Annotated in this window: 24 protein-coding genes; 15 read left to right on the top strand and 9 right to left on the bottom strand. The window is 64.2% G+C overall.

The features are described from left to right. Positions 1 to 102 precede the first annotated feature (102 nt). On the bottom strand, positions 103 to 582 hold the full coding sequence (locus ACK1U9_RS04675; RefSeq protein ID WP_108481091.1) for a GNAT family N-acetyltransferase: 480 nt from the start codon (positions 580 to 582) through the stop codon (positions 103 to 105). Between the two features lie 126 nt (positions 583 to 708). Here ACK1U9_RS04675 and ACK1U9_RS04670 point away from each other — a divergent pair, with 126 nt between their 5' ends. The 6 genes from ACK1U9_RS04670 to ACK1U9_RS04645 all read left to right on the top strand — a co-directional run bounded on the left by ACK1U9_RS04670 (position 709) and on the right by ACK1U9_RS04645 (position 5,796). Then, complete coding sequence (locus tag ACK1U9_RS04670; RefSeq protein ID WP_046614290.1) at positions 709 to 1,338, top strand: LysE family translocator; 630 nt, start codon at positions 709 to 711, stop codon at positions 1,336 to 1,338. 21 nt (positions 1,339 to 1,359) lie between these two features. Next, positions 1,360 to 2,244: an alpha/beta fold hydrolase gene (locus ACK1U9_RS04665; RefSeq protein ID WP_108481090.1), complete on the top strand. Its 885-nt coding sequence runs from the start codon at positions 1,360 to 1,362 to the stop codon at positions 2,242 to 2,244. A 64-nt stretch (positions 2,245 to 2,308) separates the two neighbouring features. Continuing rightward, entirely contained in the window at positions 2,309 to 3,283 is a 975-nt protein-coding gene (locus tag ACK1U9_RS04660) for a hypothetical protein (RefSeq protein WP_046614388.1), read from the top strand. Positions 3,284 to 3,379: 96 nt separating this feature from the next. Continuing rightward, positions 3,380 to 4,267: a pirin family protein gene (locus tag ACK1U9_RS04655; protein WP_108481089.1), complete on the top strand. Its 888-nt coding sequence runs from the start codon at positions 3,380 to 3,382 to the stop codon at positions 4,265 to 4,267. A gap of 154 nt (positions 4,268 to 4,421) precedes the next feature. Further along, positions 4,422 to 5,351, top strand: a complete 930-nt coding sequence (locus ACK1U9_RS04650) for a DNA-3-methyladenine glycosylase family protein (RefSeq protein ID WP_108481088.1) — start codon at positions 4,422 to 4,424, stop codon at positions 5,349 to 5,351. A gap of 184 nt (positions 5,352 to 5,535) precedes the next feature. Then, on the top strand, positions 5,536 to 5,796 hold the full coding sequence (locus tag ACK1U9_RS04645) for a DUF1652 domain-containing protein (protein ID WP_046614287.1): 261 nt from the start codon (positions 5,536 to 5,538) through the stop codon (positions 5,794 to 5,796). 19 nt (positions 5,797 to 5,815) lie between these two features. Here ACK1U9_RS04645 and ACK1U9_RS04640 read toward each other — a convergent pair whose 3' ends face one another. The 7 genes from ACK1U9_RS04640 to ACK1U9_RS04610 form a co-directional block, all read right to left on the bottom strand. Continuing rightward, a complete protein-coding gene (locus ACK1U9_RS04640; protein ID WP_046614286.1) occupies positions 5,816 to 6,430 on the bottom strand; it encodes a Yip1 family protein in 615 nt (204 codons plus the stop codon). 96 nt (positions 6,431 to 6,526) lie between these two features. Continuing rightward, positions 6,527 to 6,814 carry a hypothetical protein gene (locus ACK1U9_RS04635; protein WP_046614285.1) on the bottom strand — a complete coding sequence of 96 codons (288 nt, stop codon included), beginning with the start codon at positions 6,812 to 6,814 and terminating at the stop codon, positions 6,527 to 6,529. A gap of 166 nt (positions 6,815 to 6,980) precedes the next feature. Then, on the bottom strand, positions 6,981 to 7,628 hold the full coding sequence (gene alkB / locus ACK1U9_RS04630) for a DNA oxidative demethylase AlkB (protein ID WP_108481086.1): 648 nt from the start codon (positions 7,626 to 7,628) through the stop codon (positions 6,981 to 6,983). A 276-nt stretch (positions 7,629 to 7,904) separates the two neighbouring features. Further along, positions 7,905 to 9,350, bottom strand: a complete 1,446-nt coding sequence (locus tag ACK1U9_RS04625; RefSeq protein ID WP_196172767.1) for a curlin — start codon at positions 9,348 to 9,350, stop codon at positions 7,905 to 7,907. A gap of 16 nt (positions 9,351 to 9,366) precedes the next feature. Then, positions 9,367 to 9,840 (bottom strand): curlin, encoded by a 474-nt coding sequence (locus tag ACK1U9_RS04620; protein WP_108481084.1) that lies wholly within the window; start codon positions 9,838 to 9,840, stop codon positions 9,367 to 9,369. Positions 9,841 to 9,855: 15 nt separating this feature from the next. Continuing rightward, positions 9,856 to 12,093: an Ig-like domain-containing protein gene (locus tag ACK1U9_RS04615; RefSeq protein WP_085600879.1), complete on the bottom strand. Its 2,238-nt coding sequence runs from the start codon at positions 12,091 to 12,093 to the stop codon at positions 9,856 to 9,858. 32 nt (positions 12,094 to 12,125) lie between these two features. Continuing rightward, the gene (locus tag ACK1U9_RS04610) at positions 12,126 to 13,454 is read right to left on the bottom strand and encodes a hypothetical protein (RefSeq protein ID WP_108481082.1); all 1,329 of its coding nucleotides are present in this window, start codon (positions 13,452 to 13,454) and stop codon (positions 12,126 to 12,128) included. A 361-nt stretch (positions 13,455 to 13,815) separates the two neighbouring features. On the opposite strand from ACK1U9_RS04610, the gene ACK1U9_RS04605 reads away from it, so the two are divergent. The 8 genes from ACK1U9_RS04605 (at position 13,816) to ACK1U9_RS04570 (ending at position 23,040) form a co-directional block, all read left to right on the top strand. Next, positions 13,816 to 14,556 (top strand): gluconate 2-dehydrogenase subunit 3 family protein, encoded by a 741-nt coding sequence (locus ACK1U9_RS04605; RefSeq protein WP_085600883.1) that lies wholly within the window; start codon positions 13,816 to 13,818, stop codon positions 14,554 to 14,556. A 3-nt stretch (positions 14,557 to 14,559) separates the two neighbouring features. Continuing rightward, positions 14,560 to 16,344, top strand: coding sequence for a GMC family oxidoreductase (locus tag ACK1U9_RS04600; protein WP_135002488.1), 1,785 nt, complete (start codon positions 14,560 to 14,562; stop codon positions 16,342 to 16,344). A gap of 12 nt (positions 16,345 to 16,356) precedes the next feature. Further along, positions 16,357 to 17,601, top strand: a complete 1,245-nt coding sequence (locus ACK1U9_RS04595) for a cytochrome c (protein WP_108481080.1) — start codon at positions 16,357 to 16,359, stop codon at positions 17,599 to 17,601. Between the two features lie 292 nt (positions 17,602 to 17,893). Next, positions 17,894 to 18,913 carry a transcriptional regulator PtxS gene (gene ptxS / locus ACK1U9_RS04590; RefSeq protein ID WP_153670870.1) on the top strand — a complete coding sequence of 340 codons (1,020 nt, stop codon included), beginning with the start codon at positions 17,894 to 17,896 and terminating at the stop codon, positions 18,911 to 18,913. Between the two features lie 67 nt (positions 18,914 to 18,980). After that, a complete protein-coding gene (locus ACK1U9_RS04585) occupies positions 18,981 to 19,772 on the top strand; it encodes an AP endonuclease (protein ID WP_449109729.1) in 792 nt (263 codons plus the stop codon). Continuing rightward, a complete protein-coding gene (locus tag ACK1U9_RS04580; RefSeq protein ID WP_284385533.1) occupies positions 19,765 to 20,715 on the top strand; it encodes a sugar kinase in 951 nt (316 codons plus the stop codon). Before ACK1U9_RS04585 ends, ACK1U9_RS04580 begins: the two co-directional genes overlap by 8 nt. 58 nt (positions 20,716 to 20,773) lie before the next feature. After that, positions 20,774 to 22,066 (top strand): MFS transporter, encoded by a 1,293-nt coding sequence (locus ACK1U9_RS04575; protein WP_085600887.1) that lies wholly within the window; start codon positions 20,774 to 20,776, stop codon positions 22,064 to 22,066. Between the two features lie 11 nt (positions 22,067 to 22,077). Beyond that, positions 22,078 to 23,040 (top strand): 2-hydroxyacid dehydrogenase, encoded by a 963-nt coding sequence (locus ACK1U9_RS04570; RefSeq protein WP_196182616.1) that lies wholly within the window; start codon positions 22,078 to 22,080, stop codon positions 23,038 to 23,040. Between the two features lie 77 nt (positions 23,041 to 23,117). Here ACK1U9_RS04570 and ACK1U9_RS04565 read toward each other — a convergent pair whose 3' ends face one another. Then, positions 23,118 to 24,422, bottom strand: a complete 1,305-nt coding sequence (locus ACK1U9_RS04565; protein WP_108481074.1) for an MFS transporter — start codon at positions 24,420 to 24,422, stop codon at positions 23,118 to 23,120. A 254-nt stretch (positions 24,423 to 24,676) separates the two neighbouring features. On the opposite strand from ACK1U9_RS04565, the gene ACK1U9_RS04560 reads away from it, so the two are divergent. Next, positions 24,677 to 25,552, top strand: a complete 876-nt coding sequence (locus ACK1U9_RS04560; protein ID WP_046614271.1) for an AEC family transporter — start codon at positions 24,677 to 24,679, stop codon at positions 25,550 to 25,552. The last annotated feature ends 6 nt before the right edge of the window (positions 25,553 to 25,558 follow it).

Raw genomic sequence — 25,558 nt, 5'->3', positions numbered from 1 at the left:
GCGGCCCCAGGATTGATGCGCAACAGTTGAAATTGCTGGGGCTGCTTTGCAGCCCTTTCGCGACACAAGGCCGCTCCCACAGGGATTGCGAAGCGCTCCCGGTCACCCCTGGGCAAACGCCGCCAGCTTGTCCCCGTCCAGCCGGTAGCGCACCCACTCATCCTGCGCTTCGGCCCCCAGCTTCTGGTAGAAGCCGATCGCCGGCTCGTTCCAGTCCAGCACGCTCCATTCCAACCGCCCGCAATTCTTCGCAACCGCTTCGCGGGCAATGTGCCTCAGCAATTGCCGCCCGGCACCGTCGCCGCGTTGCTCGGGCGTTATGTACAGGTCTTCCAGGTAGATGCCGTTGCGCCCGAGCCAGGTCGAGTAGCTGTAGAAATACACGGCAAAGCCGATTGCCTGGCCATCGCGCTCGCAAATCAGGCTGTGCACGGTGCTGCCCTCGCCAAAAAGGCTGTGCTCGATATCGGCAACGCTCGCGATCACCTCGTGGCGAGCGCGTTCGTACTCGGCCAGTTCGGTGATGAAGGCCAGGATCTGCTCGGCATCGGCGCGAACGGCAGGGCGGATGGTGAGGCTCATGGTGGACGGCTTCCTTGGTCTGGTGGTGGCGGTACAGCGATGTGTATCTACACAATTTAGTGGAACTGTATCGGTCGCGGAGAAGGGCGACTCCGTTAGTGTGACAGCACCCATAAAGAATGTGGAATGCCTGCCATGCTTGCCTCTGCCGACCTGCTCACCGCCTTCGTGCTGTTTGCTTTCGTGTCCTCCATCACTCCTGGCCCCAACAACACCATGCTTTTGGCCTCGGGCGTCAACTTCGGTGTGCGCCGCTCCATTCCCCACGCGATGGGGATCAGCGTCGGTTTCATGGTAATGGTGCTGGCTGTTGGCCTGGGCCTGGGCGAGGTGTTCAAGGCCTGGCCGGCGCTGTACACGGTCTTGCGCTATACCGGTGCCGTCTATCTGCTGTACCTGGCCTGGAAGATCGCCACTTCGGGGCCGGTCGGCACAGCTTCGTCCAGTGCCCGCAAACCGCTGGGCTTCTGGGGGGCGGCGGCATTCCAGTGGGTCAACCCCAAGGCCTGGGTGATGGCTGTCGGGGCAATCACTACCTACACGCCGGCGCAAGGCTATGTAACCAACGTCATTGTCATTGCCGCCTTGTTTGCCTTGGTCAACCTGCCGAGTGTCGGGGTGTGGGTGATGTTCGGCAGTGCCCTGCGCAACCTGTTGCAGAACCCGCGCTGGCTGATGCTGTTCAATGTCCTGATGGCCTTGTTGCTGGTGATTTCACTGTACCCGCTGCTGTTTGTAGAATCGGCGTTTTCCTGACCCCGCGAGTACAGCAAACCGATGCAGTTGATCCCCTGGTCCCACGAATGCACCGAAGGCTTCACCCTGCGTGGCTGGCGAACCCCGGCCAGTGGCAAGCCGCTGCTGCATTTTTTGCACGGCAACGGTTTCTGCTGCCTGGCCTACCAGCCATTGCTGATGCGCCTGGGTGAACATTTCGACCTGTGGCTCAGCGATGTCCAGGGCCATGGTGACAGTGACCATGGCGGGGTATTTCGTGGCTGGAACCGCACCGCTGCGCTTGCGCTGGAGGCTTTCGCAGCCGGGCGGGGCGAGTATGGCGACGTGCCGCGTTTTGCCGTCGGGCACAGCTTCGGTGGTGTGCTTACCGGCCTGATCCTGGCCAGTGAGCCGCAACTGTTCACCCGTGCCGTGCTGCTTGACCCGGTACTGTTCAGCCGGCGCATGCTGGGTGTGATGGGGGTGGCAGCCCTGGTCGGCTTGCACCAGCGTCACGCCCTGGCACGCAAGGCCGCCAGCCGTCGCAGTCACTGGCCCGACCGCGAGGCAGCCCTGGCTTCGCTGCATGGGCGGGGTATCTTCAAGGGGTGGACCGATGCGGCGCTGCAGGCCTACGTCGAGCATGCCATCGGCGACTGCGGCGATGCGGTAGTGCTCAAGTGCCGTCCCAGCCGCGAAGTGGAAATCTTCAGTTCCTTCCCCAAGCGCATGTGGGCAAGCCTGGCGGCGATCCGCACGCCCACTCAAGTGCTGTACGGCGAGCACACCTACCCCTTCGTGCCCCATTCTGTGAGCCGCCTGGCGGCGCTGAACCCTCAGGTGAGCGCCAGGCAGGTTGCAGGTGGGCACTGCTTCATGCAGGAACATCCTGAGGTTTGTGCCGAAGAAGTGCAGGCCTTCCTGCTGCAGGGACCGGCGGGATAGTTTTTCCAGACAGTGCCGAGAGTTAAGGCGTGAGTAATCTTGGGCTTTGCCCGAGCGTATGAACATGACCAGCAAGACCTTGCTACAGCCATCGTATCTGCAAAAGCGCTACGACTATTCCTGCAAGACAATCGAGTCACTCAGGCAGGCCATGTGCAGCCCGCTTGCACCACTGGCGGGGCGGGCTCCTCTGGCCGTGGTCAGTGTGGGCTCCTATGGCCGATGCGAGGTTTCCCCTGTTTCGGACATCGACTTCTTCATTGTTCATGACAGCAGTCTGCCGGCGGAACGCCTGGACGACATATTGCGCCAGGTCGGCGACCTTGTTCGGCCCATCAGCCATCCGGGGGAAAGCGACGAGGCGAAATTCGGCCGAGAGGCGTTGGCGCTGTACTCGGACTTGAGTGAACACATAGGCTGGAAGTGCGAAGACAATACCGCGCTGACCAGGCGGATGCTGATGTTGCTCGAAGGCCGGCCTCTCTTCGGGCATGGAGCCTTTGCCCGGTGGCAGCATGACCTGCTGTGCCGTTATGTACCTGACGACCATGGCAGCGGGCTTGCCAGGTTCCTGCTTAACGACCTGATCCGCTACTACCGCACCCTCATGGCGAACTTCGAGGAAAAGAGGGCCGAAGGCAAGGCATGGGGGGTACGCAACATCAAACTGCAATTTTCGCGAAAACTGCTTTTTGCAGGCGGCATCGTGGCGATTGCCGAGGTCCATGGCCTTCCGGCGCCGTCGAAGATCATGCGCCTTCAACAACTGCTGGCCCTTACCCCTTTGCAACGCCTGGCAATGCTCGGTCATTCCAACCCGTATAGCGTGGGTCTGTTCGAAGACTACGCAGTCTTTCTCGAGTTGATTTCCTCGGTGGAAAATCGCCTTCATCTGGACAGACTGACCCCAGGCCAGGCAATGGCGGATCCGGTCTATCGGGAACTCAGGGTGCGGGGGCAAGCCTTTTCGTTGAAGCTGGAGCATTGGTTGAGGTCGCAGTACCCGGGGCATCCGATACTTCACGCCGTGTTTTTCTGATTGTCCTTTTAATGAGACGATGCATGCCATTGAAGCCAACTATTGCTTGATTGGTATCACTGGTAAGGTTATCTCAACCAAGAGAGGAGCCTTCTCATGAAAACGATTCTGGGTATTCACCGCAGCCCCCACGCTCACTGGGTAGGTGATGGTTTTCCGGTGCGCAGCCTGTTCACCTACGACAACCTGGCCAGCAAGATCAGCCCGTTCTTGCTGCTGGACTATGCTGGCCCTCATGACTTCACCTCGACCAGTACACGGCGCGGCGTTGGCCAGCACCCGCACCGAGGCTTCGAGACCGTGACCATCGTTTACCAGGGCGAACTGGAGCACCGCGACTCCACCGGCGCTGGCGGCTTGATCGGCCCCGGTGACGTGCAGTGGATGACTGCTGCCAACGGCATCATCCATGAAGAGTTCCACTCCCCAGGCTTCGCCCGCACTGGCGGTACGCTGGAGATGGTACAGCTGTGGGTGAACCTGCCGGCGCGGGACAAGCGCGCAGCGGCTGGCTACCAGACGCTGCTGGCCGAGGACATCCCGGTGGTGGCGCTGGACGGCGAGGGCGGCAGCCTGCGGGTGATTGCAGGTGAATATCGTGGGCATTCGGGGCCGGCGCGGACCTTTACCGCCATGGATGTCTGGGACATGCGCCTGAATGCCGGTGCAACCTTGCAATTGCCGGTTGCCACCGGGCGCAATGCGGCGCTGGTGGTGTTGCGCGGCAATGTGCGGATCAACGGCGAGCGCGAAGCCGGCCCAGCCAGCCTGGTGCTGTTTGACCGCGCCGGTGAGGATGTTGCCGTCGAAGCGCTGGAAGGTGCCAGCCTGCTGCTGCTAAGCGGTGAGCCGATCGACGAGCCGATCGTGGGTTATGGCCCGTTCGTGATGAACAGCCAGGCAGAAATTGCGGAGTCGTTCGACGACTTCCATGCCGGGCGGTTCGGGCAGATGCAGGATGCACGGGATGGTGCGGCGCATTGATCCTGGTTGACTGAATGGCTGTCCGTGCTCTATCGCCGGCAAGCCAACTGCCACAGGTACAGCGACAATCTCGAGAGCGACGCTGTACCTGTAAGTGCTGGCTTGCTGGTGATAGCGTCGGTACAGGCATTACATTTGCTGGCATGATGCAGCCATGCTCAAGCTCACCCCCTTGCACGCAGTGCGCCGATCGTTACCCACCCCTGGCCACCAAATTCTGTGGCTGCGCTATCGCGCCCCTTACCATTGGCCCTCGACTCTGGCCTTCCTCGCTGCCCGCTGCATCCCCGGCATCGAGACCTGCCTTGACGGTACCTACCGCCGTACCCTGGTAATTGCCGGCCGCCACGCCGTCTTGCACGCCACACCTTCGGGCAGCCAGTACCTGCGGGTCCACCTTGAAGGCGTTCCGGCCCGCGCGCTACCCGGCCTGACTGCCAGGCTCAGGCGGGTCTTCGACCTCGATGCCGACCCCGCGCGCATCAATGCCGTACTGTCCCGCGATCCGCTGATGGCCCGCCTGCTACAGGAACGCCCAGGCCTGCGCGTGCCGCAAGGCTGGGACGCTTGCGAGCAGGCCATGCGCACAGTGCTGGGGCAGCAGGTCAGTGTGGCCGGGGCCATGACCCTGGCCGGACGCCTGGTGCAACGCCACGGCATGCCCTTGCGCTGGCCTGCACCGGGCCTGAGCCATGTGTTCCCGGCGTTGCCGGTACTGGCGGCTGGGCAGTTCGATGGCATGGGCATGCCGCGGGCGCGCGCCGCCACTCTGGGCACGCTGGCCAGTGCCTTGCTGGCCGAACCTGGATTGCTACGCCGCGGGCAAGAGCTGGATCAACTGCTGCGCAAGCTGTGCCAACTCAAGGGGATCGGCCCCTGGAGCGCGCACTACCTGGCGTTGCGTCAGGCCGGCGCGGCCGATGCCTTGCCGCTGGGCGACGTGGCGCTGGTCAAGGCGTTGCGCCTGCTCGAAGGAGACGACGCCCAACTGGCGCAACGCGCCCTGGCCTGGCGACCGTGGCGCGCCTATGCGGCGCAACATCTCTGGGCGTCGCTGGGGCCTGCCGACACCGCTCGTCGTTAAGTCTGCCATTGCGTTCGAACACCCGGCCTGCGCAGGCAATCTTCCACTAAGGTGCTAGATGATTCCCCGCATGATCATTGCCCAGGCGCATGGATGCCTGCCCCGGCATGCGCAATATCAATTGGCGCCTCGCCCGACAAAGGCGTACTCACACAACAGGCCATCCCAAAGAGAGGGTCGTACCATGTCGTTGATAGGAGTTTCGATGCTAGAAATGCGGCAGATGATCGAGCAGGCCTGCCTGCCCGACCGTTGCGAAGTCAGCTGCACGGACGGCGCCAACCTGACCATCCGCCTGTGTCAGGGCCAGAGTCTCGAGGAGAGCGTGACCCTAAGCGGGGTCCCCCTGCAAAGCCTCAACAGTTGCCGCGACCTGGTCAACCTGGTGGGGCAGCTGCACGCACTGCGTGACAGCCACCCGGCGCCACTCAAGGCGATTGCCTGAGGCACCTGCCGCGCCCCGGTCAGCCCAGGCTGGCCGGGCGCACATATTCCGGCATCAGGCCGTTGAACCAAAACAGGATCATCGCCACCAGGATGGTCACCAGCAGCAGCAACCCCACCCCCCATACGCAGGTCGCAAACAGCATGGCCTGTTCCTTCTTCAGGCGCAGGAAGGTCTGCAACCCGCCATACAGCAACACGCTGGCATAGGCCGAGGCTGCCAGCAGCGCCGCCAACGCCAGCCAGCGGATCGGCAGCAGGCCGACCACCCCGGCAAAGAACCATGGTGTGGCGCAGTAGGCGGCAAAGCCGATGCACTGGTTGAGGCTGGGCTGTGCATCGAAACCGCGCGACATCCAGCGGATCATGGTGCCCATCAACATCACCCCGACGACCGTGGTGGCATAGAGCAGGCCCGCCAGTTGCGCGGCGCTGGCCATGCTCAGGCGCACCCGTTCCTCGGCCGCCAGGCTCCAGCCGAAGGTGGTGGTGCCCACGAACAGGCACACCGCGGGGATCAACGCCAGGGCCAGCAGGCGCGGCAGATACTGTTGCGGGTGGTCTTCCTCGGCCCGGCGGATTTCCAGCCAGGCGTCGGCGGGGTGAGTGAAGAGCTTGAGCAAAGGACTGTTCATTGGCGTTCTCCGCGTTCTCCGGCGGGCGTGAGCCCTTTTGCTATGGAGACGTGCCGCACCTGCTGGGTTCAGCCGGGTTGCTCGCCGTTGATCGTCTTACAGCAGTTCCAGCAGCAGGTTCAGGCCGCCATCGCCGCACTTGCCCTGGTCGCGAACCACGCCGTGGTAGCTGCGCCCGTCCCAGACGAAGGCCACGCTGTGGGCACGGTCGACCTTGTCGGGCAGCGGCGGGCAGATGTGGAGGCGCAGGCCCGGGCGGCCCTGCAGCTCGAGGGCAGCGAGCTGGCACTGACATTCCACGCTTTGTGCCACCGGGCCGAACAGGGTGTCGCGTACGTAATCGAGTTGCAATGAGGCATTGGGGGCGCGGCAGGGCATCTTCATGGGCGCGCGGCTCCGCTGTGAGGTGTCGGGAAACAGGGTTGGCAGGGCATAACGGGCTCCGGCTGAATAGGGCGGCTTATCGTTTGAAGCTTGCCTGGCCAAGATGTTCAACGCGTTTCATGCGCGTTCATCCTGTTTGCGCCGGGTGACGGGCCGTTGGTCCGATTCAGCCACCGGCCTTGCGCAAGGTCAGGTTGATCCGCCGCTCACCCAGGCGCGGATGGATGCCGGGCTTGATCGGGAGCACGCCGTGAAAGCGCAAGCGGTCCTCGCCACCCCACACCAGCACATCGCCATGGCTCAGCGGAATGCGCTGGGTCTTGTCGGCGCGCTGCAGGCCACCGAACAGGAACACTGCCGGCAAGCCCAGCGACACCGACACGATCGGCTGGCCAAAGTCCCGCTCGTCGCGGTCCTGGTGGAGGCTCAGGCGGGTGCCCGGCAGGTAATGGTTGACCAGGCAGGCATCCGGCACGAAACCTTCGAACCCGGCCATGCTTGCGGCGCGGGCGGCGAGCTCGAGCAACACGAGGGGCAGGGCGGGCCAGGGTTTGCCGGTGAGCGGGTCGCTGGGGCTGTAGCGGTAGCCGTGTTCGTCACTGACCCAACCCAGCGTGCCGCAGTTGGTCAACCCTACCGCCATGCGCAGGCCTCCCGGAGTGTGCATGTGCCGGAACGGCGCGGCACGCAGCACCGGGCGCAGGGCATCGAGCAAGGCCTCGATCTCGGCCAGGGCGAAGCCGGGCAGCAGCACGGTGTGGCTGGCCAGGTGTTGCGGCTGGGGACCGAACAGGTCGAGGTCGGACTGGATCATGGGATTGGGCATCGGCTTGGTTGGGGGCCATTGTAATGCGCTTGGCAGGCTTGGCCTATTCGCGGGTGGACAAGACGCCCCGCTTTGCAGGAGCAGCCTTGTGCTGCGAAGAGGCCGGTGCAGGCAACAGATATGTATGGTCAGTACCGGCCTCTTCGCAGCACAAGGCTGCTCCTGCAAGGCCCTCGCTAAAACAATAAAAAAGGAGTTGTGACAGAAATAAAAAGGAACCGCGGCACCAGGGAGAGGAGCACCGCGGTTCAAGGGGGGAGCGATCTACTGCTGGGTCACAGTGGCCACGTTGGTGCTGCCCAGCTGGGTGATGGTCGCGGTCTGGGTCACACCGCTCTGGTCGACATACGCCTTGTTGCCCTGGCCTCCCTGGGTCACGTAGGCGATGTTGTAGCTGTCAACCTGCTTGATGGTGGCTTCGTTGCCGCCACCGTACAGCTGGTTGGTGTAGCTCTGGTTGCTGTAGCCGGACTGGTCCAGGTTGATTACGTTGCCATTGCCCTGGCTGTTGCCGTAGGCGTAGTTTTCGGTGCCACGCTGGTCGGCGATCAGGATGTTGTCAGTACCGTTCTGCTCGAAGTACAGCTCGTTGTTCATGTCGGCCTGCTTGGTCTCCATCTGGTTGCCGGTGCCTTTCTGGGTCAGCGTGGCCAGCTGGTTGTCACCGTTCTGAGTCAGGTTGGCGCCGTTGCCATTGCCATTCTGGTTGATGGTGGCGTTCTGGTTGGTACCGAACTGGCCGCCCATCTTGGCGCCTTTCCAGTTGCTGGCAGTGACGCTGTTGCCATTTCCCTTGGTGTTGATGGTCAGGTTGAGGTTTTCACCGTTCTGGTAAGTGAAATGCAAGTTGTTGCTACCGGTCTGGGTGATGGTGGTGGTCGAGTTGTTGGTCTCGAACTGGTCCGACCAGCTGGCGTTGGCTGTGCCCTGTTGCGACAGGCTGACCTTGTTGTTCATGCCGAAGCTCTGGTCGATATAGCCTTCGTTCATCTGGCCGGACTGGGTTACCGACGCCTGGCTGGCGGTCTGGTTATCCTGCCACACTTCCACCGAGTTGCCGCCACCGTACTGGCCTATGCCGATGGTACCGCCGGTGCCGTCGCGCTGGTCGCCGTACGCCCAGTTGCCCGTGCCATCCTGGTAGACCTGGATGTCGCCATCGACGTAGCCCAGATGCTCGGCAGCGGCGTAGTTTTCCTGGCCTGTCTGGTTGATGCTGCTGCGGTTGTTGCTGCCACCAAAGGTCTGCTCGATGAAGGCTTCGTTGCGCTGGCCGGATTGCCAGGTCTCGGCCTTGCTGCCTTCCTGGCTGTCCTGCCACACGGTCGAAGTGTTTTCGGCGCCTTGCTGGTTTTGCTGCGACTGGTTGCCCAGGCCCAGCGACTGGCTGACGAAGGCATCGTTGTAGCTGCCGCTGGCGTTCTGGGTGGCTTGGCTGCCGTTCTCGACCAGTTGGTCGGCGTAGCCGGCGTTGTACTGGCCGTTGGCGCTCTGCTGGATATCGCTGGTGCTCTCCGATTGCACCGCCAGGTGGTTGTTGCCCTTGCCGGTCTGGGTCTGGGTTGCCGAAGCGAATGGTGCCAGGGACTGGCTGACTTCGGCGATGTTTTCCTTGCCGTCCTGGGTCTGGGACGAGGTGCTGTCAGCAGCCATGGCCTGACCTGCAAGGGCCAGGACGATAGCGGCACTTAAGGGAGCGAGCTTGTACATGGGGGTGCCTCCAGGTCTATCGGTATTGGGTGATCTGAACGTGCTGGCCATTGCCGGCCTGGGTCACGGAGCTGTTCAGGCCTGTGCCCGACTGCACGATGCTGGCGCTGTTGTCGTTGCCGATCTGCTCGATGGCCGCGCTGTTGCTGCTGCCGCTCTGGCGGATCGACGCGCTGTTGCCATTTCCCTGTTGGCTGATGATGGCCATCAGGTCACTACCTTCCTGCAAGATGTACGCTTCCTGTGCGTCACCGGCCTGGACGATGCGGCCCAGCAGGGCCTGGCCGTTCTGGTCGAGGGCGGCGCGGTTGCCCGTGCCTTGCTGCTCGATCACCGCCGCCTGACCGGCACCGGCCGGCAGCAGGCGGATGATCACCGGTTCGCCGAGGTCGTTGCCGGGCGCGAGGTCGGCATTGTCCAGCAGGTCCTCGGCCCAGCAGGCCTGGCCCACCAGGGCCAGGCCGAGCAGCAGGGGGTACAGGCGTTTCATTGCAACCTCCGGCCTTTACTGCACGGTTACGTTGACGGTGCGTGTGGTGCCCTGGCTGGTGGTGATCGTCGCCGTCGGTGCCGCAGTCGGGATGATCGTGGTGCTGTTGCTCACCGCCAGGCGCCAGCGGCCTGTCAGCGCTACCGTGGCGGTGCCAAGGGTCTGCACGCCGGTAGTGGTGGTAACCCGCACGGTGACGGTGTTGCCGGTGGTGACCGACGAGGTACCGCTGAGGTCCCAGTTGTAACGGTTGTTGGAGCGTGCCGTGACCGTGGCTGCCGTGACCGCGAAGTTTTCGGCGGCGGGCCGTGGCGACACGTTGACGGTGACGGTGCTGGGGTTGGACAGCGCCCCCAGCGAGTCACGAGCCTGGTAGGTGAAGGTGGTGGTGAAGGCGGTGGTCACCGTGGCCGGAGGGGTGTAGGTCACCGTGGTGCCGTCGGTGCTGACCGTGCCCCGACCGGTAGCCGGCTGGGTGAGGGAGGTAGCGGGGACAGTCAGCGGGACGTTGCCTTCCGGATCGGTGTCGTTGGCCAGCACGTTGATGGTCAATGGCACGCCCAGGGTGGTGACGGTTTCCGGGTTGGCGGTTGGTGCCTGGTTGGGCGCTACGTTGATGGTGACAGTAGCCGGTTCCGACTTCAGGCCCTTGGCGTCCACTGCCCGGTAGCTGAAGGTGGCCACCACGGGTTGCGTGGCCCCGGCTGGCGGGGTGTAGGTGACCGAGGTGGTGCCGTTCATCACCACGCCGCCAAGGCCGGTACCGGGCTGGGTCAGGTCGCTGATGGTCAGCGGCACGTTGCCGTCCGGGTCGCTGTCGTTCTGCAGCAGGTTGAGGGTGATCGGGATACCGACGCTGGTGCTACCGATATCGGCCTGGGCCAGCGGTGGCTGGTTGGCCGCCTCGACCGGCGCATTGCCGACCACCACCACCGGTTCGACATCGCTGCCGCCACGTGCCGACTTGACCGTGATGGTAGCCGGTGGCTGCGGCACGTCGTTGACGGTCAGGCTCTGCAGCGTGCCTGCCTTGGACAGGCGACCGTAGCCCTGGGCGAGCAGGTCGGGGATCGCCACTTCATCACTGGAACTGGCCTCGATCAGCAGGCGCTTGTTGGCCCAGTCATAGCGTGCGGTGCTGACCTTGACCACGTCGGTGAGCTTGCTCGACAGCGCGGTCGGCTGGGTACCACCGGCGCTGTTGCTGGCGGTGACCACTACCACTGCAGGCGGTGCTTCCTGGCCTGACTGCTGGTGGAAGAACAGCCCGTTGTTGTCGGCGGTGAGGGTGTACTGGCATGGCGAAGGCGGGGTGCCGACCAGGGCAATGCCATTGCGCATGCACAGGCTGGCTGCGCTGGGCGCCTTGGCGAACACTTCCGTGCGGGTGCCGGTGGCGTTGCGCGAATAGGTGGCGCGTTCCAGGCTGACCGGGGTCTGGGCACGCTGGTCCAGTACCTTGCCGGAAACAGAGAAGGTATTGGTCTGGATGGTGCCAGCGGGGCCTTCGATGCGCACGAAGTTGGTATTGAAGGGGCTGCCGGTCACCGCTTCGGTGATATTGGGGTCGCCGATGTAGGTTTCGATGGCGCCGGTATCGGGGTTGACCTCGGTATAAGGCCCGCCAACACCCTTCAGCCAGGGGCCGATCGCCCCGGCCAGCGCTCCCCGGAAGTTGCCAGGGGCACCAATGCCTATGTCCCGGGTGATGTTGATCGCCCGACGCCCTGCCGTGGTGACGTTGACCGTCTCCACCCCGTACGGGTGGGTGATGGTGTAGGTACCGGTGCTCGGGACCGAAGCACGGATACGGATGCGGGCAAAGCTCTGCTGGTCACCATCGACCGGGTTTTCGGCGGCGAAGGCTGCCTCCACCCCGGCTACATAGACCTCCAGCTCATAGCCGCTGTTGCCGGCCTGCGGAATGGTGGTTTCAGCCAGGAACCAGAACATCTCTGGCGGCCAGTTGTCCGGGAATACCAGCGGCAGGGCGTCGTCATAGATGCCGGGCTCGGGCAACAAGGTACACATGTAGGCGGGCGCCCCTGGCGCGCCTGGCGCACGCGTACTGGTGGCACGAGACTGGCACAGCTCCAGGGACTGGTCGAGGCTGTCCTTGTACCACATCGGATAGCCACCGGTGGCGAAGGTGTAGGGCCCCGGGTCGACATCGGACAGCGCGGCAAACGCGGCGCTGGTAACGGTAAGGGAGAAACCGGCGGCCAACAGCGCACGGCGCGACCAAGTGTTCATGCTGCCTCCTTGAAGGCTGAGCCTTTGTCTGTTCATGGCACCAGCACCACGTCTTCGGTGTCGCTACCGCCGTTGGCACTGGTGACTTGCACCTTGGCCGGCGGGATCGGCGACAGGCTGGTGCTCAGCGTCTTCACCGCGCCTGTACCACTCAGGTTGCCGATCAGCGTGCCGTTGCCGGTATGTGCGGTGAGCACTGGCGGCGAGGTTTCGTCGCTGGTGCTGGCCACCAGGGTCAGCTCGCCGGTGGACAGGCGGTACTGGGCCTGGGTGATGGTGACCAGGTCGGTCAGCGGCACATTGGCGGTGGTCAGGCTGCTGGTGGGGATCGCCACGCTGTTGTCGGCGGTCAGGGTCAGGACCGTCCCGGCGGCCGGGTCGAGCACCGACTGGGCGTACCAGGCACCGGTACCGTTGGCCTCGGTGAGGTTCAGGTTGGGTGTCTGGCTGGTCAGGGTGACGCTGGCCGGCGGTGGCGGGGCCATCACGAAGATGTCCTGCTGGGCGCGCAGATCGCCGTTCTCGGCATGCCGTGAGTAGGTACTGCGTTGTGGCATGAGGGGGGTTGGCAGGGCCACTTCGGAAAGCTTGCCCGAAACCGCGAACAGCTCGGTGCGCAGGTCGATGCCGCCGGGGCCTTCGATGCGCACGTAGTTGGTATTGAACGGGCTGCCGGTCACCCGTTCCTCCAGGTTGGGGTCACCGATGAAGCGCTCGCTGCCTTCGGTGTAGGGGCCGTTGACACTGCGCAGGAACGGCCCTACATCGCCTTTCAGGGCACCGGTGAAATCCCCTGCGCCGGCAATGCCGATGTCGCGGGTCATGTTGATCGCCCGGCGCCCTGCCGCAGGTACGTCGAACACTTCGACGCCGTACGGATGGGTGATCACGTAGGTGCCGGCGGTTGGCACGTCGACCCGGATACGCACCCGGGCGAAGCTGACCTGGTCGCCGTCGACCGGTTCTTCGGCGGCAAATGCCGCCTCGATCGCGGTGCCGTAGCTGAGGTCTATGCCGCGGGTAGCATCGACGATGGCGGCGTCGGCGGTGAACCAGAACGCCTCGTCAGGGAAGTTGGTGGGGAAGACGATGGGTTGGGTATCGTCGAACACGCCGGGGGTGGGCAGCAGCGTACACATGTACGACGGTGCGCCGGGCGCGCCAGGCACCCGCGAGCTGACCGCCTTGGTCAGGCACAGGTCGAGGGTACGACCGTGGCTGTCCTGGTACCAGGCGGGGAAGCCGCCGTTGGCGGGAACATAGGCGCCTGGATCGACAGCGTTCAAGGCAGCCTGCGCGGGGAGCTGGAGCAAGCCGGCGAAAATCGCCACTGCCAGCGGGTGGGGAATCGGTCGGTGCATGAGTCATTTCCTCCTGCAAACGGGCCCATGGACTTGGGGCGTCTGGCAGGAGATCGGCAATAGGCGTGCCAAGCCGAAATAAATGTGCTGTAGCCCTTGCAGGGCAAGGGATCCAATTCTTTTGCAAAGGCATTTGCAGGTGTTTGCCGTTGGGCACCGTGTCCCCAAGATTGGGGGCTGGGGAAGGTCGTGCCGACCCACATCCGGCCGGCGCTTTCAGTACGTCCTGAAACCGGTTTCAAAACATTTCTGAACACGCTAGATTATTCGGCTGTTTTCTTGATGGCCTATCAAGACCACCCCCCATATTGAAAATCAGATGGCGCTTTTCAAGGCCGCACACAGCCGATGAGGATTCGCAATGCCTGAGCATGCCCCAGACAACCCGCGCAGGGACTTCCTGCGCAAGACCTTGACCTTGATCCCTGTGGTAACCGTGGCCAGCACGGGGCTTGGCGTGGGTGCCAGTCAGTTGCTTGCGGCCCCGCAACACGAGCCCAAAGTGCCGGCCACACCGCCAGCGGGCAACTACCAGCCGACGTTCTTCACTGCCGAAGAGTGGGCCTTCGTGCAGGCAGCCGTCTCGCGCATCATCCCGGCCGACGAGCTTGGCCCTGGCGCGCTTGAAGCCGGCGCAGCCGAATTCATCGACCGGCAGATGAACACCCCTTACGCTACCGGCGCGCAGTGGTACATGCAGGGCCCGTTCAAGGCCGACGCCGCGCCCGAACTGGGTTACCAGTTGCAACTCAGCCCGCAACAGATCTACCGCCTGGGCATCGCCGCCGTGGACGGCTGGTGCAAGGCCAATTCCGGGCAAGTTTTTGCGGCGCAAGATAGCGCTACCCGAGACCACGTTCTCAGCAAGATCGAGGCTGGAGAGCTTGCTTTCGACACCGTGCCGGCCAAGGTGTTCTTCAGCTTGCTGGTGCAGAACACCCGTGAAGGGTTCTTCTGCGACCCGGTCCATGGTGGCAACAAAGGCATGGTCGGCTGGACCCAGATCGGCTTCCCCGGCGCCCGCGCCGATTTCATGGATTGGGTCGAGCGCAACGAGCCTTACCCGTTCCCGGCTGTTTCGATCCGTGGCGAGAGGGCCTGAGGCATGGCGACCGTGATGAAGAAAGTGGACGCGGTAATCGTGGGCTTCGGCTGGGCCGGCGCGATCATGGCCAAGGAACTGACAGAGGCCGGGCTGCAGGTGGTGGCCCTGGAGCGCGGGCCGATGCAGGACACCTACCCGGAAGGCAGCTACCCGCAGGTGATCGACGAGCTGACCTACAGCGTGCGCAAGAAGCTGTTCGTCGACGTGTCGAAAGAAACCGTCACCATCCGCCACAGCATGAATGACGTGGCGCTGCCCAATCGCCAGCTCGGTGCCTTCCTGCCGGGTAAAGGTGTAGGTGGCGCAGGCCTGCACTGGTCGGGCGTGCACTTTCGGGTAGACCCGATGGAACTGCGCATGCGCAGCCACTACGAAGAACGCTACGGGCGCAAATTCATCCCTGAAGACATGACGATCCAGGACTTCGGGGTCAGCTACGAAGAACTGGAACCACACTTCGACTTTGCCGAAAAAGTATTCGGTACCTCTGGCCAGGCCTGGACCGTCAATGGGCAGGTCGTCGGCGAAGGGAAGGGCGGCAACCCCTATGCGCCGGACCGCTCCAGCCCGTTCCCGCTGCCTTCGCAGAAGAACGTGGTGTCGGCCAGGCTGTTCGAAAAAGCGGCGGCCAGCCTGGGCTACAAGCCCTACAACCTGCCATCGGCCAACACCTCCGGTCCGTACACCAACCCGTATGGGGCGCAAATGGGGCCGTGCAACTTCTGCGGTTTCTGCAGCGGCTACGTGTGCTACATGTACTCCAAGGCCTCGCCCAACGTGAACATCCTGCCGGCGCTGCGCCAGGTGCCGAACTTCGAATTGCGGCCCAACGCCCATGTGCTGCGGGTGAACCTGGACGACAGCAAGCGCAAGGCCACCGGGGTGACCTACATCGACGCCCAGGGGCGGGAAGTGGAGCAGCCGGCGGACCTGGTGATCCTGGCGGCGTTCCAGTTCAACAACGTGCGCCTGATGCTGCTGTCCGGCATCGGCAAACCATACGACCCCATCAAGAACGAAGGTGTGGTCGGGCGCAACTTCGCCTACCAGAACATGGGCACGGTCAAGGCGTTCTTCGACAAGGACACCTACACCAACAACTTCATCGGTGCCGGTGGCAACGGCATTGCCATCGATGACTTCAACGCCGACAACTTCGACCATGGCCCGCACGGCTTCGTCGGTGGCTCACCGATGTGGGTGAACCAGGCCGGCACACGGCCGATTGCCGGTGGTGCGACCCCGCCAGGCACACCGGCCTGGGGCAGCGCCTGGAAGAAGGCCACCGCCGATTACTACACCCACCAGGTGTCGATGGACGCCCACGGCGCCCACCAGTCCTATCGTGGGAACTACCTGGACCTCGACCCGACCTACCGCGACGCCTACGGCCAGCCGCTGCTGCGCATGACCTTCGACTGGCAGGAGAACGACATCAGGATGAACCAGTTCATGGTCGACAAGCTGAGCAAGATCGCCCAGGCGATGAACCCCAAGACCATTGCCGTGCTGGGCAAGAAGGTCAAGGATCACTTCAACACCGCCAGCTACCAGACCACCCACCTGAACGGCGGCGCGATCATGGGCACCGACCCGAAAACCAGTGCATTGAACCGCTACCTGCAAAGCTGGGATGTGCACAACGTGTTCGTTCCGGGAGCTTCGGCGTTCCCCCAGGGGCTGGGCTACAACCCGACCGGGCTGGTGGCGGCGCTGACCTATTGGTCGGCCCGCGCCATCCGCGAGCAGTACCTGAAAAACCCTGGCCCGCTGGTTCAGGCTTGAGGAGCGATGCGCATGAAGACAATGTTGATCGCAACCCTGCTGGGTGCCAGCGTGGCCGCACAGGCTGCGCCGAATGACGATGCGCAGGTGCGCCAGGGCGAGTACCTGGCCCGCGCCGGCGACTGTGTTGCCTGCCATACCGCCAAGGGCGGCAAGCCGTTCGCCGGTGGGCTGCCGATGGAGACACCGATCGGCACGGTTTACTCCACCAATATCACCCCGGCTGCCAGTGGTATCGGCCAGTACAGCTTCGAAGACTTCGACCAGGCGGTGCGCAAGGGCATCGGCAAGGACGGCAGCACCCTGTATCCGGCCATGCCATACCCATCTTATGCACGTGTCAGCGAGCAGGACATGCAGGCGCTGTATGCCTATTTCATGAAGGGTGTGGAGCCGGTCGAGCAGCCGAACAAGGCCACCGACATCCCTTGGCCGCTGAGCATGCGCTGGCCGCTGGCGATCTGGCGCGGGTTGTTCGCGCCAGAGGCCAAGCCCTGGCAGGCGTCGGCGGCGGCCGACCCGGTGGTCAACCGCGGCGCTTATCTGGTCGAGGGCCTTGGGCACTGTGGCGCGTGCCATACGCCGCGCGCGCTGACCATGCAGGAAAAGGCACTGAGCCCACAGGATGGCGAGCAGTTCCTGGCTGGCAGTGCACCGCTGGAAGGCTGGATTGCCAAGAACCTGCGTGGCGATCACAAGGACGGCCTGGGTAGCTGGAGCGAAGAGCAGCTGGTGCAGTTTCTCAAGACTGGCCGTAGCGACCGCAGCGCCGTGTTCGGTGGCATGAGCGATGTGGTCGAGCACAGCATGCAACACATGAGCGACGCCGACCTGACCGCCATCGCCCGGTACCTGAAGACGCTGCCGCCGAGCAACCCTGACGACCGGCCGCACGTGTACGACAAACAGGTGGCAGATGCGATGTGGAAGGGCGACGACAGCAAGCCCGGGGCGGCGGTGTACATCGACAACTGCGCGGCCTGCCACCGTACCGATGGCCAGGGCTATACCCGCGTGTTCCCGGCCCTGGCCGGCAACCCGGTGGTGCAGACGGCAGATGCCACATCGCTGATCCACGTGGTGTTGGCAGGGGGCACGGTGCCAGCGACGCACGCGGCACCGTCGAACTTCACCATGCCGGCGTTCGGCTGGCGCCTGAGTGACCAGGAGGTTGCCGAGGTGGTGAACTTCATTCGCACCAGTTGGGGTAACCAAGGGGATGCCGTCACCGCCAGTGACGTGAAAGCCCTCCGTTAACTGCATCCCTCTGTCTGCACCCCCAATCCACTGTGGGAGCGGGTTTACCACTGTGGGAGCGGGTTTACCCGCGAATGCGTCGGCACATTCAACATCGCATTCGCGGGTGAACCCGCTCCCACAGGGCTTTGTGTTTGCTTTCCTATATATTTCAACTGCTTAAAACGCACTTTTATTGTATCTACTAAGCATATAAATCGCCCTGCCGACCAACGGCATGTTGACGAACGCGTGCGTTTTTGCTGTATTGAAACCGGTTTCATCGCTATCACAACAATCATAAGGACAGCCCATGACCGACGCGCCTGCCCATGCCCGCGAACGGGTCACCATCAGCGAAGTAGCGCGTGTCGCTGGCGTTTCCAAGGCCACCGTCTCCCGTTACATCGGCGGTGACCGGCAGTTGCTCGCCGAAGCCACCGCCAAGCGCCTGGAAGAGGTCATCGAGCGCCTCGGTTACCGCCCCAACCAGATGGCCCGTGGCCTGAAGCGCGGCCAGACGCGCCTGATCGGCATGCTGGTGGCCGATATCCTCAACCCCTATTCAGTGGCCGTGATGCATGGCGTGGAAACTGCCTGCCGCCAGCACGGCTACAGCCTGGTGGTGTGCAACACCAACCGCGACGACGATCAGGAGCGTCACCACCTGGTGGCCCTGCAGTCCTACAACGTCGAAGGGCTGATCGTGAACACGCTTGGCCATCACCCCGGCGAATTGCTCAACCTGCAGCGCGACATCCCCATGGTGCTGGTCGACCGCCAGTTGCCGGAACTGAATGTCGACCTGGTGGGCCTGGACAATGCCGACGCTGTCGAGCAGGCCCTGGACCACCTGCAGGCGCAAGGCTATCGCGACATCCTGGCGGTAACCGAGCCCCTCGATGGCACCAGCTCGCGCCTGGAGCGGGTACAGGCGTTCGGCACATCGATCAGCCGGCGCCCCGGCATGCGCCAGCAGGTGCTGGAAATCGGCGCCGGGCTGGATGACCAGCTGGCTTCGTTCCTCGTCGGCAGTGGTCATGGCCCGCAGGCCATCTTCACCTTCAACGGGGTCGCCACCCTGGCCGTGACCCGAGCCCTGCACCAGGCAGGGCGCAACCTTTTCGCGGACGTCGGGCTGATCGCCCTCGACGACCTCGACTGGTACCCCTTGGTCGGCACTGGCATCACTGCACTGGCCCAGCCCACCGAGCGTATCGGCGTGGCAGCATTCGAGAGCCTGCTTGGCCGCCTGCGCGGCAACAGCGGGGCAGTACGGCGCATCGACTTCAAGGCCGAGCTGATCATCCGAGGTTCAACCCAGCCACAGTAATCACAGGCAGGTACCTGCGTGCCTGCTGTTACCCAAAAATGAAACCGGTTTCACAAGGACAACAACAATGCATCCGAACCCCGTTTCCATCAGCCTTTCCAGCTACGGCGCCGACTATGTCCGGCAACGTGGCCAGGAACAGTTCCTTGATCTGCTGGCTGCCGCTGGCGTCACCCGCGTGGAACTGCGCGAAGAACTGTTCACTTGTGCCCCGGATACTGCAGCGCTGTCTGCAGCCATTGCCGCGCTGCGCCTGGAGTGCCTGTATTCCACGCCGCTGGAGCTGTGGACCGCACAAGGCGTGCCAGACCCGCAACTGGCGCAGAAACTGGACACTGCCCGCGCCCTTGGCGCGGTCGCGCTCAAGGTTTCCCTGGGCCACTACCATGCGGGCTGTGACGTCGCGGCCCTGGCGACGCTGTTGCCGGCGCACGGGCCGTTGCTGCTGGTGGAGAACGACCAGACCGCGCAAGGTGGACGAATCGAACCCCTGCAGCAGTTTTTCCAGCGCGCCGACGAACTCAGGCTGAGCCTGGGCATGACCTTCGATATCGGTAACTGGCAGTGGCAGGGCGAGCCTGCTCGCCACGCCGCTCGCCAGCTTGGCCGCTGGGTCAGCTATGTGCATTGCAAGGCCGTGCAGCGCCGGGCCGATGGCCGCCTGGTAGCCGTCCCGCCAGAGGCTGCGGACCTGCAGGAGTGGGCCGAGTTGATGGCCGAGTTCACCCCCGGCGTGGTGCGTGCTGTCGAGTACCCGCTGGTGAGCGACGATCTGCTGGCGCTGACCCGGGCCCAGGTGCGCGACCTCGCGGCGCTGGGGCAGGGCGTGGCATCGAGCGAGGAGCTGAGCCATGCATGAGCATGACGTGTTGTGTTTCGGCGAGACCATGGCCATGTTCGTCGCCGAGCAGGCTGGCGACCTGGCCAGTGTCGGCCAGTTCGGCAAGCGCATCGCCGGCGCTGACAGCAACGTGGCCATCGGCCTGGCGCGGCTGGGCTTCAAGGTCCGCTGGCTGAGCCGGGTGGGCGACGATTCGCTGGGCCGTTTCGTGCTCGACAGCCTGCGCCGCGAAGGCCTGGACTGCTCCGGCGTCGAGGTGGATGCCTGCAACCCCACCGGCTTCCAGCTCAAGGCCCGCTGCGATGACGGCAGTGACCCGGCGGTGGAGTACTTCCGCCGTGGTTCGGCGGCCAGCCGGCTGTCGCCCGCGTTGCTGCGCCCGGGCTCTCTGCAGGCGCGCCACTTGCACGCCACCGGCATTCCGCCAGCGCTGTCGGAGAGTTGCCGGGCGCTGTCCCATGCGTTGATGGACGCCATGCGTGCCGCCGGGCGCAGCATTTCGTTCGACCCCAACCTGCGCCCCTCGCTGTGGCCTGACCAAAGCAGCATGGTGCGTGAAGTCAATGCCCTGGCCGCCAAGGCCGACTGGGTTCTGCCCGGGCTGGAAGAGGGCCGCCTGCTGACCGGCCAGCACACCCCGGCAGACATCGCCGCATTCTACCTCGACCAAGGGGTGGAACTGGTGGTGATCAAGCTGGGCGATGCCGGTGCGTACTTCCGCAGCGCCAAGGGTGAAGGCCAGGTGGCGCCAGTGCCGGTCAGCCAAGTGGTGGACACCGTTGGCGCCGGCGATGCCTTTGCCGTCGGCGTGCTCAGTGCGCTGCTGGACGGCCACCCGGTAGCCGAGGCAGTTGCGCGTGGCAACTGGTGCGGCAGCCGCGCCGTGCAGTCGCGTGGCGACATGGAGGGGCTGCCGCTGCGCCATGAGCTGCAAGCCCACGACCTGCGCAGAAGCGCGTGAACGCTTGACCCCGAAACACCTGTTGCAACAAAAACAACAAGCTCAGGAGAAACGAACCATGCAAAGCCAAAGCCTGGCACCGCGCCGCTGGTGGTACATCATCCCGATCGTGTTCTTCACCTATAGCCTGGCGTACCTGGACCGCGCCAACTACGGGTTCGCCGCCGCTTCCGGCATGGCTGAAGACCTGCATATCACCCCCGCACTGTCTTCACTGCTGGGGGCACTGTTCTTCCTTGGTTACTTCTTCTTCCAGGTGCCCGGCGCCATCTACGCCGAAAAGCGCAGTGTGAAGAAGCTGATTTTTGTCTGCCTGATCCTCTGGGGTGGCCTTGCCACGCTCACCGGTGTGGTCAGCAATGTCTACATGCTGATCGGCATCCGTTTCCTGCTCGGGGTGGTGGAGGCGGCGGTGATGCCGGCCATGCTGGTGTACCTGTGCCACTGGTTCACCCGCGCCGAACGTTCGCGCGCCAATACCTTCCTGATCCTCGGCAACCCGGTGACCATCCTGTGGATGTCGGTGGTGTCTGGCTACCTCGTCAAGCATTACGACTGGCGCTGGATGTTCATCATCGAAGGCCTGCCCGCGGTCATCTGGGCGTTCTTCTGGTGGCGCCTGGTGGATGACCGCCCGGCGCAGGTGAAGTGGCTGAGCGAGCAGGAAAAAGCCGCCCTGGAACAGGCGCTGGCTGCCGAGCAGCAAGGTATCAAGCCGGTGAAGAACTACCGCGAGGCGTTCCGCTCGCCGCAGGTGATCATCCTTGCGCTGCAGTACTTCTGCTGGAGCATCGGTGTGTATGGCTTCGTGCTGTGGTTGCCGTCGATCCTCAAGCAGGCGGCCAACCTCGATATCGTGCAGGCCGGCTGGCTGTCGTCGGTACCTTACCTGGCGGCGGTGCTGGCCATGGTCGGTGTGTCGTGGGCGTCCGACCGCCTGCAGAAGCGCAAGCGCTTCGTCTGGCCACCACTGCTGATCGCCGCCGTTGCGTTCTATGGCTCGTACGCCCTGGGCAGCGAGCACTTCTGGCTGTCGTACGCGTTGCTGGTGGTCGCCGGCGCCTGCATGTATGCCCCCTACGGCCCGTTCTTCGCGATCGTGCCCGAGATCCTGCCGGCCAACGTCGCGGGCGGTGCCATGGCGCTGATCAACAGCATGGGCGCGCTGGGCTCGTTCGGTGGCTCGTGGCTGGTGGGTTACCTCAATGGCGTCACGGGCGGGCCAGGCGCCTCCTACCTGTTCATGTGCGGTGCGCTGCTGGCCGCAGTGGCGCTTACCGCCGCGCTCAATACTTCCCAGACATCAGGCCGGGCCAAGCGCGGCAACTCGCGCCTGGCCATGAACCATTAGGAACCAGTGCAATGAAGAAGCGAATCGTCCTGTACAAACGCCTGTCCGACGACTTGATGGCACGCCTGCAAGAACGCGTCGAGGTGACCTGGGTGGATACCTCCGGGCCCGATGGCCTGGCGCGTTTGCGCGACGCCTTGCCGGGGGCGCACGGGCTGCTGGGGGCCAGCCTGCGCCTGGACGCCAGCCTGCTCGACCTGGCGCCACAGCTTGAAGTGGTGTCCAGCGTTTCGGTCGGCGTGGACAACTACGACATCGCCGAGCTCAGCCGGCGTGGCGTGATGTTGACCAACACCCCCGACGTGCTCACCGAAACCACCGCCGACACGGGCTTTGCCTTGATCCTGGCCACCGCCAGGCGGGTGGTGGAACTGGCTAACTGGGTGCGAGACGGGAACTGGCAGGCCAACCTCGGCCCGGCGCATTTCGGCAGCGATGTACACGGCAAGACGCTGGGCATCGTCGGCATGGGCCGCATCGGCGAGGCCCTGGCCCGGCGTGCTGCGGCCGGCTTCGGCATGCGTGTGCTGTATCACAGTCAGCGTGCCAAGCCTGAGGTGGAGGCGCGCCATGCGGCGCGGCGATGCAGCCTGGATGAGCTGTTGCAGCAGGCGGATTTCGTTTGCCTGACCGTGCCGCTGAGTGCCAGCACCGAAGGCCTGATCGGCGCGCGGGAGCTGGCACTGATGAAGCCCCAGGCAATCCTGGTGAACATTTCCCGCGGGCGCGTGGTGGATGAGCCGGCGCTGATCGACGCGTTGCGTGCCCGGCGCATACGCGGCGCCGGCCTGGATGTGTTCGTGCACGAGCCGTTGCCGGCACAGTCGCCGTTGTTGCAGCTGGACAACGTGGTGGCGACCCCGCATATCGGCTCTGCGACCGAAGAAACCCGCCAGGCCATGGCGCGCTGTGCGGTGGACAACCTGCTCAGTGCGCTGGCCGGCGAGCGCCCGGCCAACCTGGTGAATGGCTAGCGCCAGATCCACAAGCCTGCGCGGCCCCTGTGGGAGCGGCCTTGTGTCGCGAAAGGGCTGCAAGGCAGCCCCCGGATTCAATGCGATTCTGAACGCTGCGCCTGCGCTGGCGCAGCATTCTCCACCGGCTCCAGCGGCGGATGCTCCTGCGCCGCATGCATCAGGTCTTCGGTCACCCGCAGCTCGGCACCGGTCGGCGAGAAGGTGGTCGAAGCGGTGAACGGGGCCGGGTGCTCCGCCGCCGGGCGCTTGCCACGGCGCCACATGAAGAAGCACACCATGGCCAGGTTGACCACGGCAAAGGCCCAGAACAACCCGGCCTCGCCAAACTCGGTCATCATTGGCGAAATCGCCACCGGCGCCATGGCCGAACCCAGCGAGTTGATAAGCAGCAGCCCCTGGATCATCGGCACAAGTGCATCCGATGGCGCCCGGTCGGCCGCATGGCTGACCGCCACCGGGTACAGGGTGAACACGCCACCACCCAGCAGGAACAGCATTGCTGGCAGCAGGATCGAGTCCGACGGCAGAAACACCGTGACCAGCGACAGCAGCACGCACAGCGCGGCCAGGGCAATCAGCACATCCTGGCGGTCCTTGCGGTCGGACCAGCGCCCGACCGGGTATTGCAGCAGCATGGCACCCAGAATCACCCAGGCCATCATGTTACCGACCTCGCCCACGTCCAGGCCGATGCGCTGCAGGTACAGCGGCAGCAGGGCATAGATGCCGGCAATGGCCACACCCGAACCGAAGCAGCCGACCAGGCCCGACGGCGCAACGCCCAGCAACTGGCGCGGCTTGAGCGGTTCGACCTGTTCCAGCAGCGGCGACACTCGGGGCAGGATCACGATGGGCAGTACCGACAGGGCGGCGAGCACGCCGGCCAGCATGAACGGTGCGGTGTCACCCATGTGGGTGATTTCGCCAAGGCCGGCCTGGGCGATGACCCCGGCGCCGTAGAAGGCGATCATGTACAGCGCCAGCAGGCGGCCGCGGATCTTGGCGTCACCGGCCAGCAGCAGCCAGCTTTCGATCACCAGGAACACGCCCACCGCCGCCCAGCCGTTGATCAGGCGCAGCACCGACCACCAGGTGACGTCGTAGAACAGGCCTTGCAGCAGGATGGTCACGGCGATCAGCGAGGCGAAGCTGGTGTAGGCGCGGATATGGCCGATGCGCAGGATCAGCCGGTCGTTGAAGATGGCACCCAGGGTCAGGCCGATGAAGTAGGTCGAGGAGACCACACCGATGGTGGTGGCCGACTCGCCGGCAGCGCCCAGGCGCAGGGTGGTAAGGGAAGACATGAAGCCGTTGCCCAGGGCAATGATGAACAGCCCGAGCAGGGGCGCCAGCGCCATGGCCAGCAAACGCGGAGACATACGTACCTCTAGTTGGATGAGCGGAATGAGCGCCTTTTCGGACGCGCACACCGGCTCGACCCGAACGGGCCGAGGGGCTGCACGGATGTGCCTGGGCTGGATGCGACGCTGCCGGTTGCCACCGTTCAAGGCGACGGGCGAAAAGGATGCGCGATTCTACGGGGTTGCGCGGTTTTGCCCAAGGGGCTTGGGTGTGCGACGAGACGCCGCAGTCTGCGGCATAATGCGGGGCCTACCCCCAAGGAAGGCCCCCAATGTTCGCTTCGCTGTTCGCAGTCCTGGCCCCGGTTTTCATCGTTGCCGGCATCGGCTATGCCTGGGCCCGCAAGGGCCTGGACTACCCCACCGAATTCATCGCCCGAGTGGTGATGACCGTGGGCACACCGTCGCTGGTGCTGTCCACGCTCAGCCGTACCGAGCTGGACCCGAACGCCTTCACCAGCATGGCCATGGCCTGCCTGCTGTGCACCTTGGGCATGGCCCTGGCCGGCTTGCTGGTGTGCCGCGCTTCGGGCATGCACTGGCGTGTCCTGTTGCCGGCGTTCATGTTCCCCAACACCGGCAACATGGGCCTGCCGATCAGCCTGTACGCCTTTGGCGAACACGGCCTGGCCCTGGCCGTGGCGTTCTTTCTGACCTTGTCGATCGTGCAGTTCACCCTCGGCATGGCCATTTCCGGTACTGCGGCTTCGCTCAAGGCACTGCTGCGCAACCCGATCGTGATCAGCCTGGCCGGGGCCATGCCGATCATCTTTCTCGATTTCGAGTTGCCGCGCTGGCTGGCCAATACGGCAGACCTGCTGGGCGGCATGACCATCCCGCTGATGTTGCTGACACTGGGCGTGTCGCTGGCCAGCATTCGCCTGCATCATGTGGGCAGCGGCATGCTGCTGGGTGCTTTGCGCATTGGCCTGGGGGCCGCCGTGGGCTGGGCAGTAGGTGCGGCGCTGGGCATGGGAAGCCTGGAGCGTGCGGTGCTGGTGGTGCAGTCGGCGATGCCGGTTGCCGTGTTCAACTACCTGATGGCAGTGCGCGCCAACCGCGAGCCGGAGCAGGTGGCGAACCTGGTGATGTGTTCCACGGTGCTGTCGTTTGCCTGGTTGCCAGTGGTGCTGGCGTGGTGGATGTAAGCCGTA

It is taken from the genome of Pseudomonas sp. XP1 (assembly GCF_053557675.1).
This window is presented reverse-complemented; position numbering and strand designations above follow the sequence as displayed.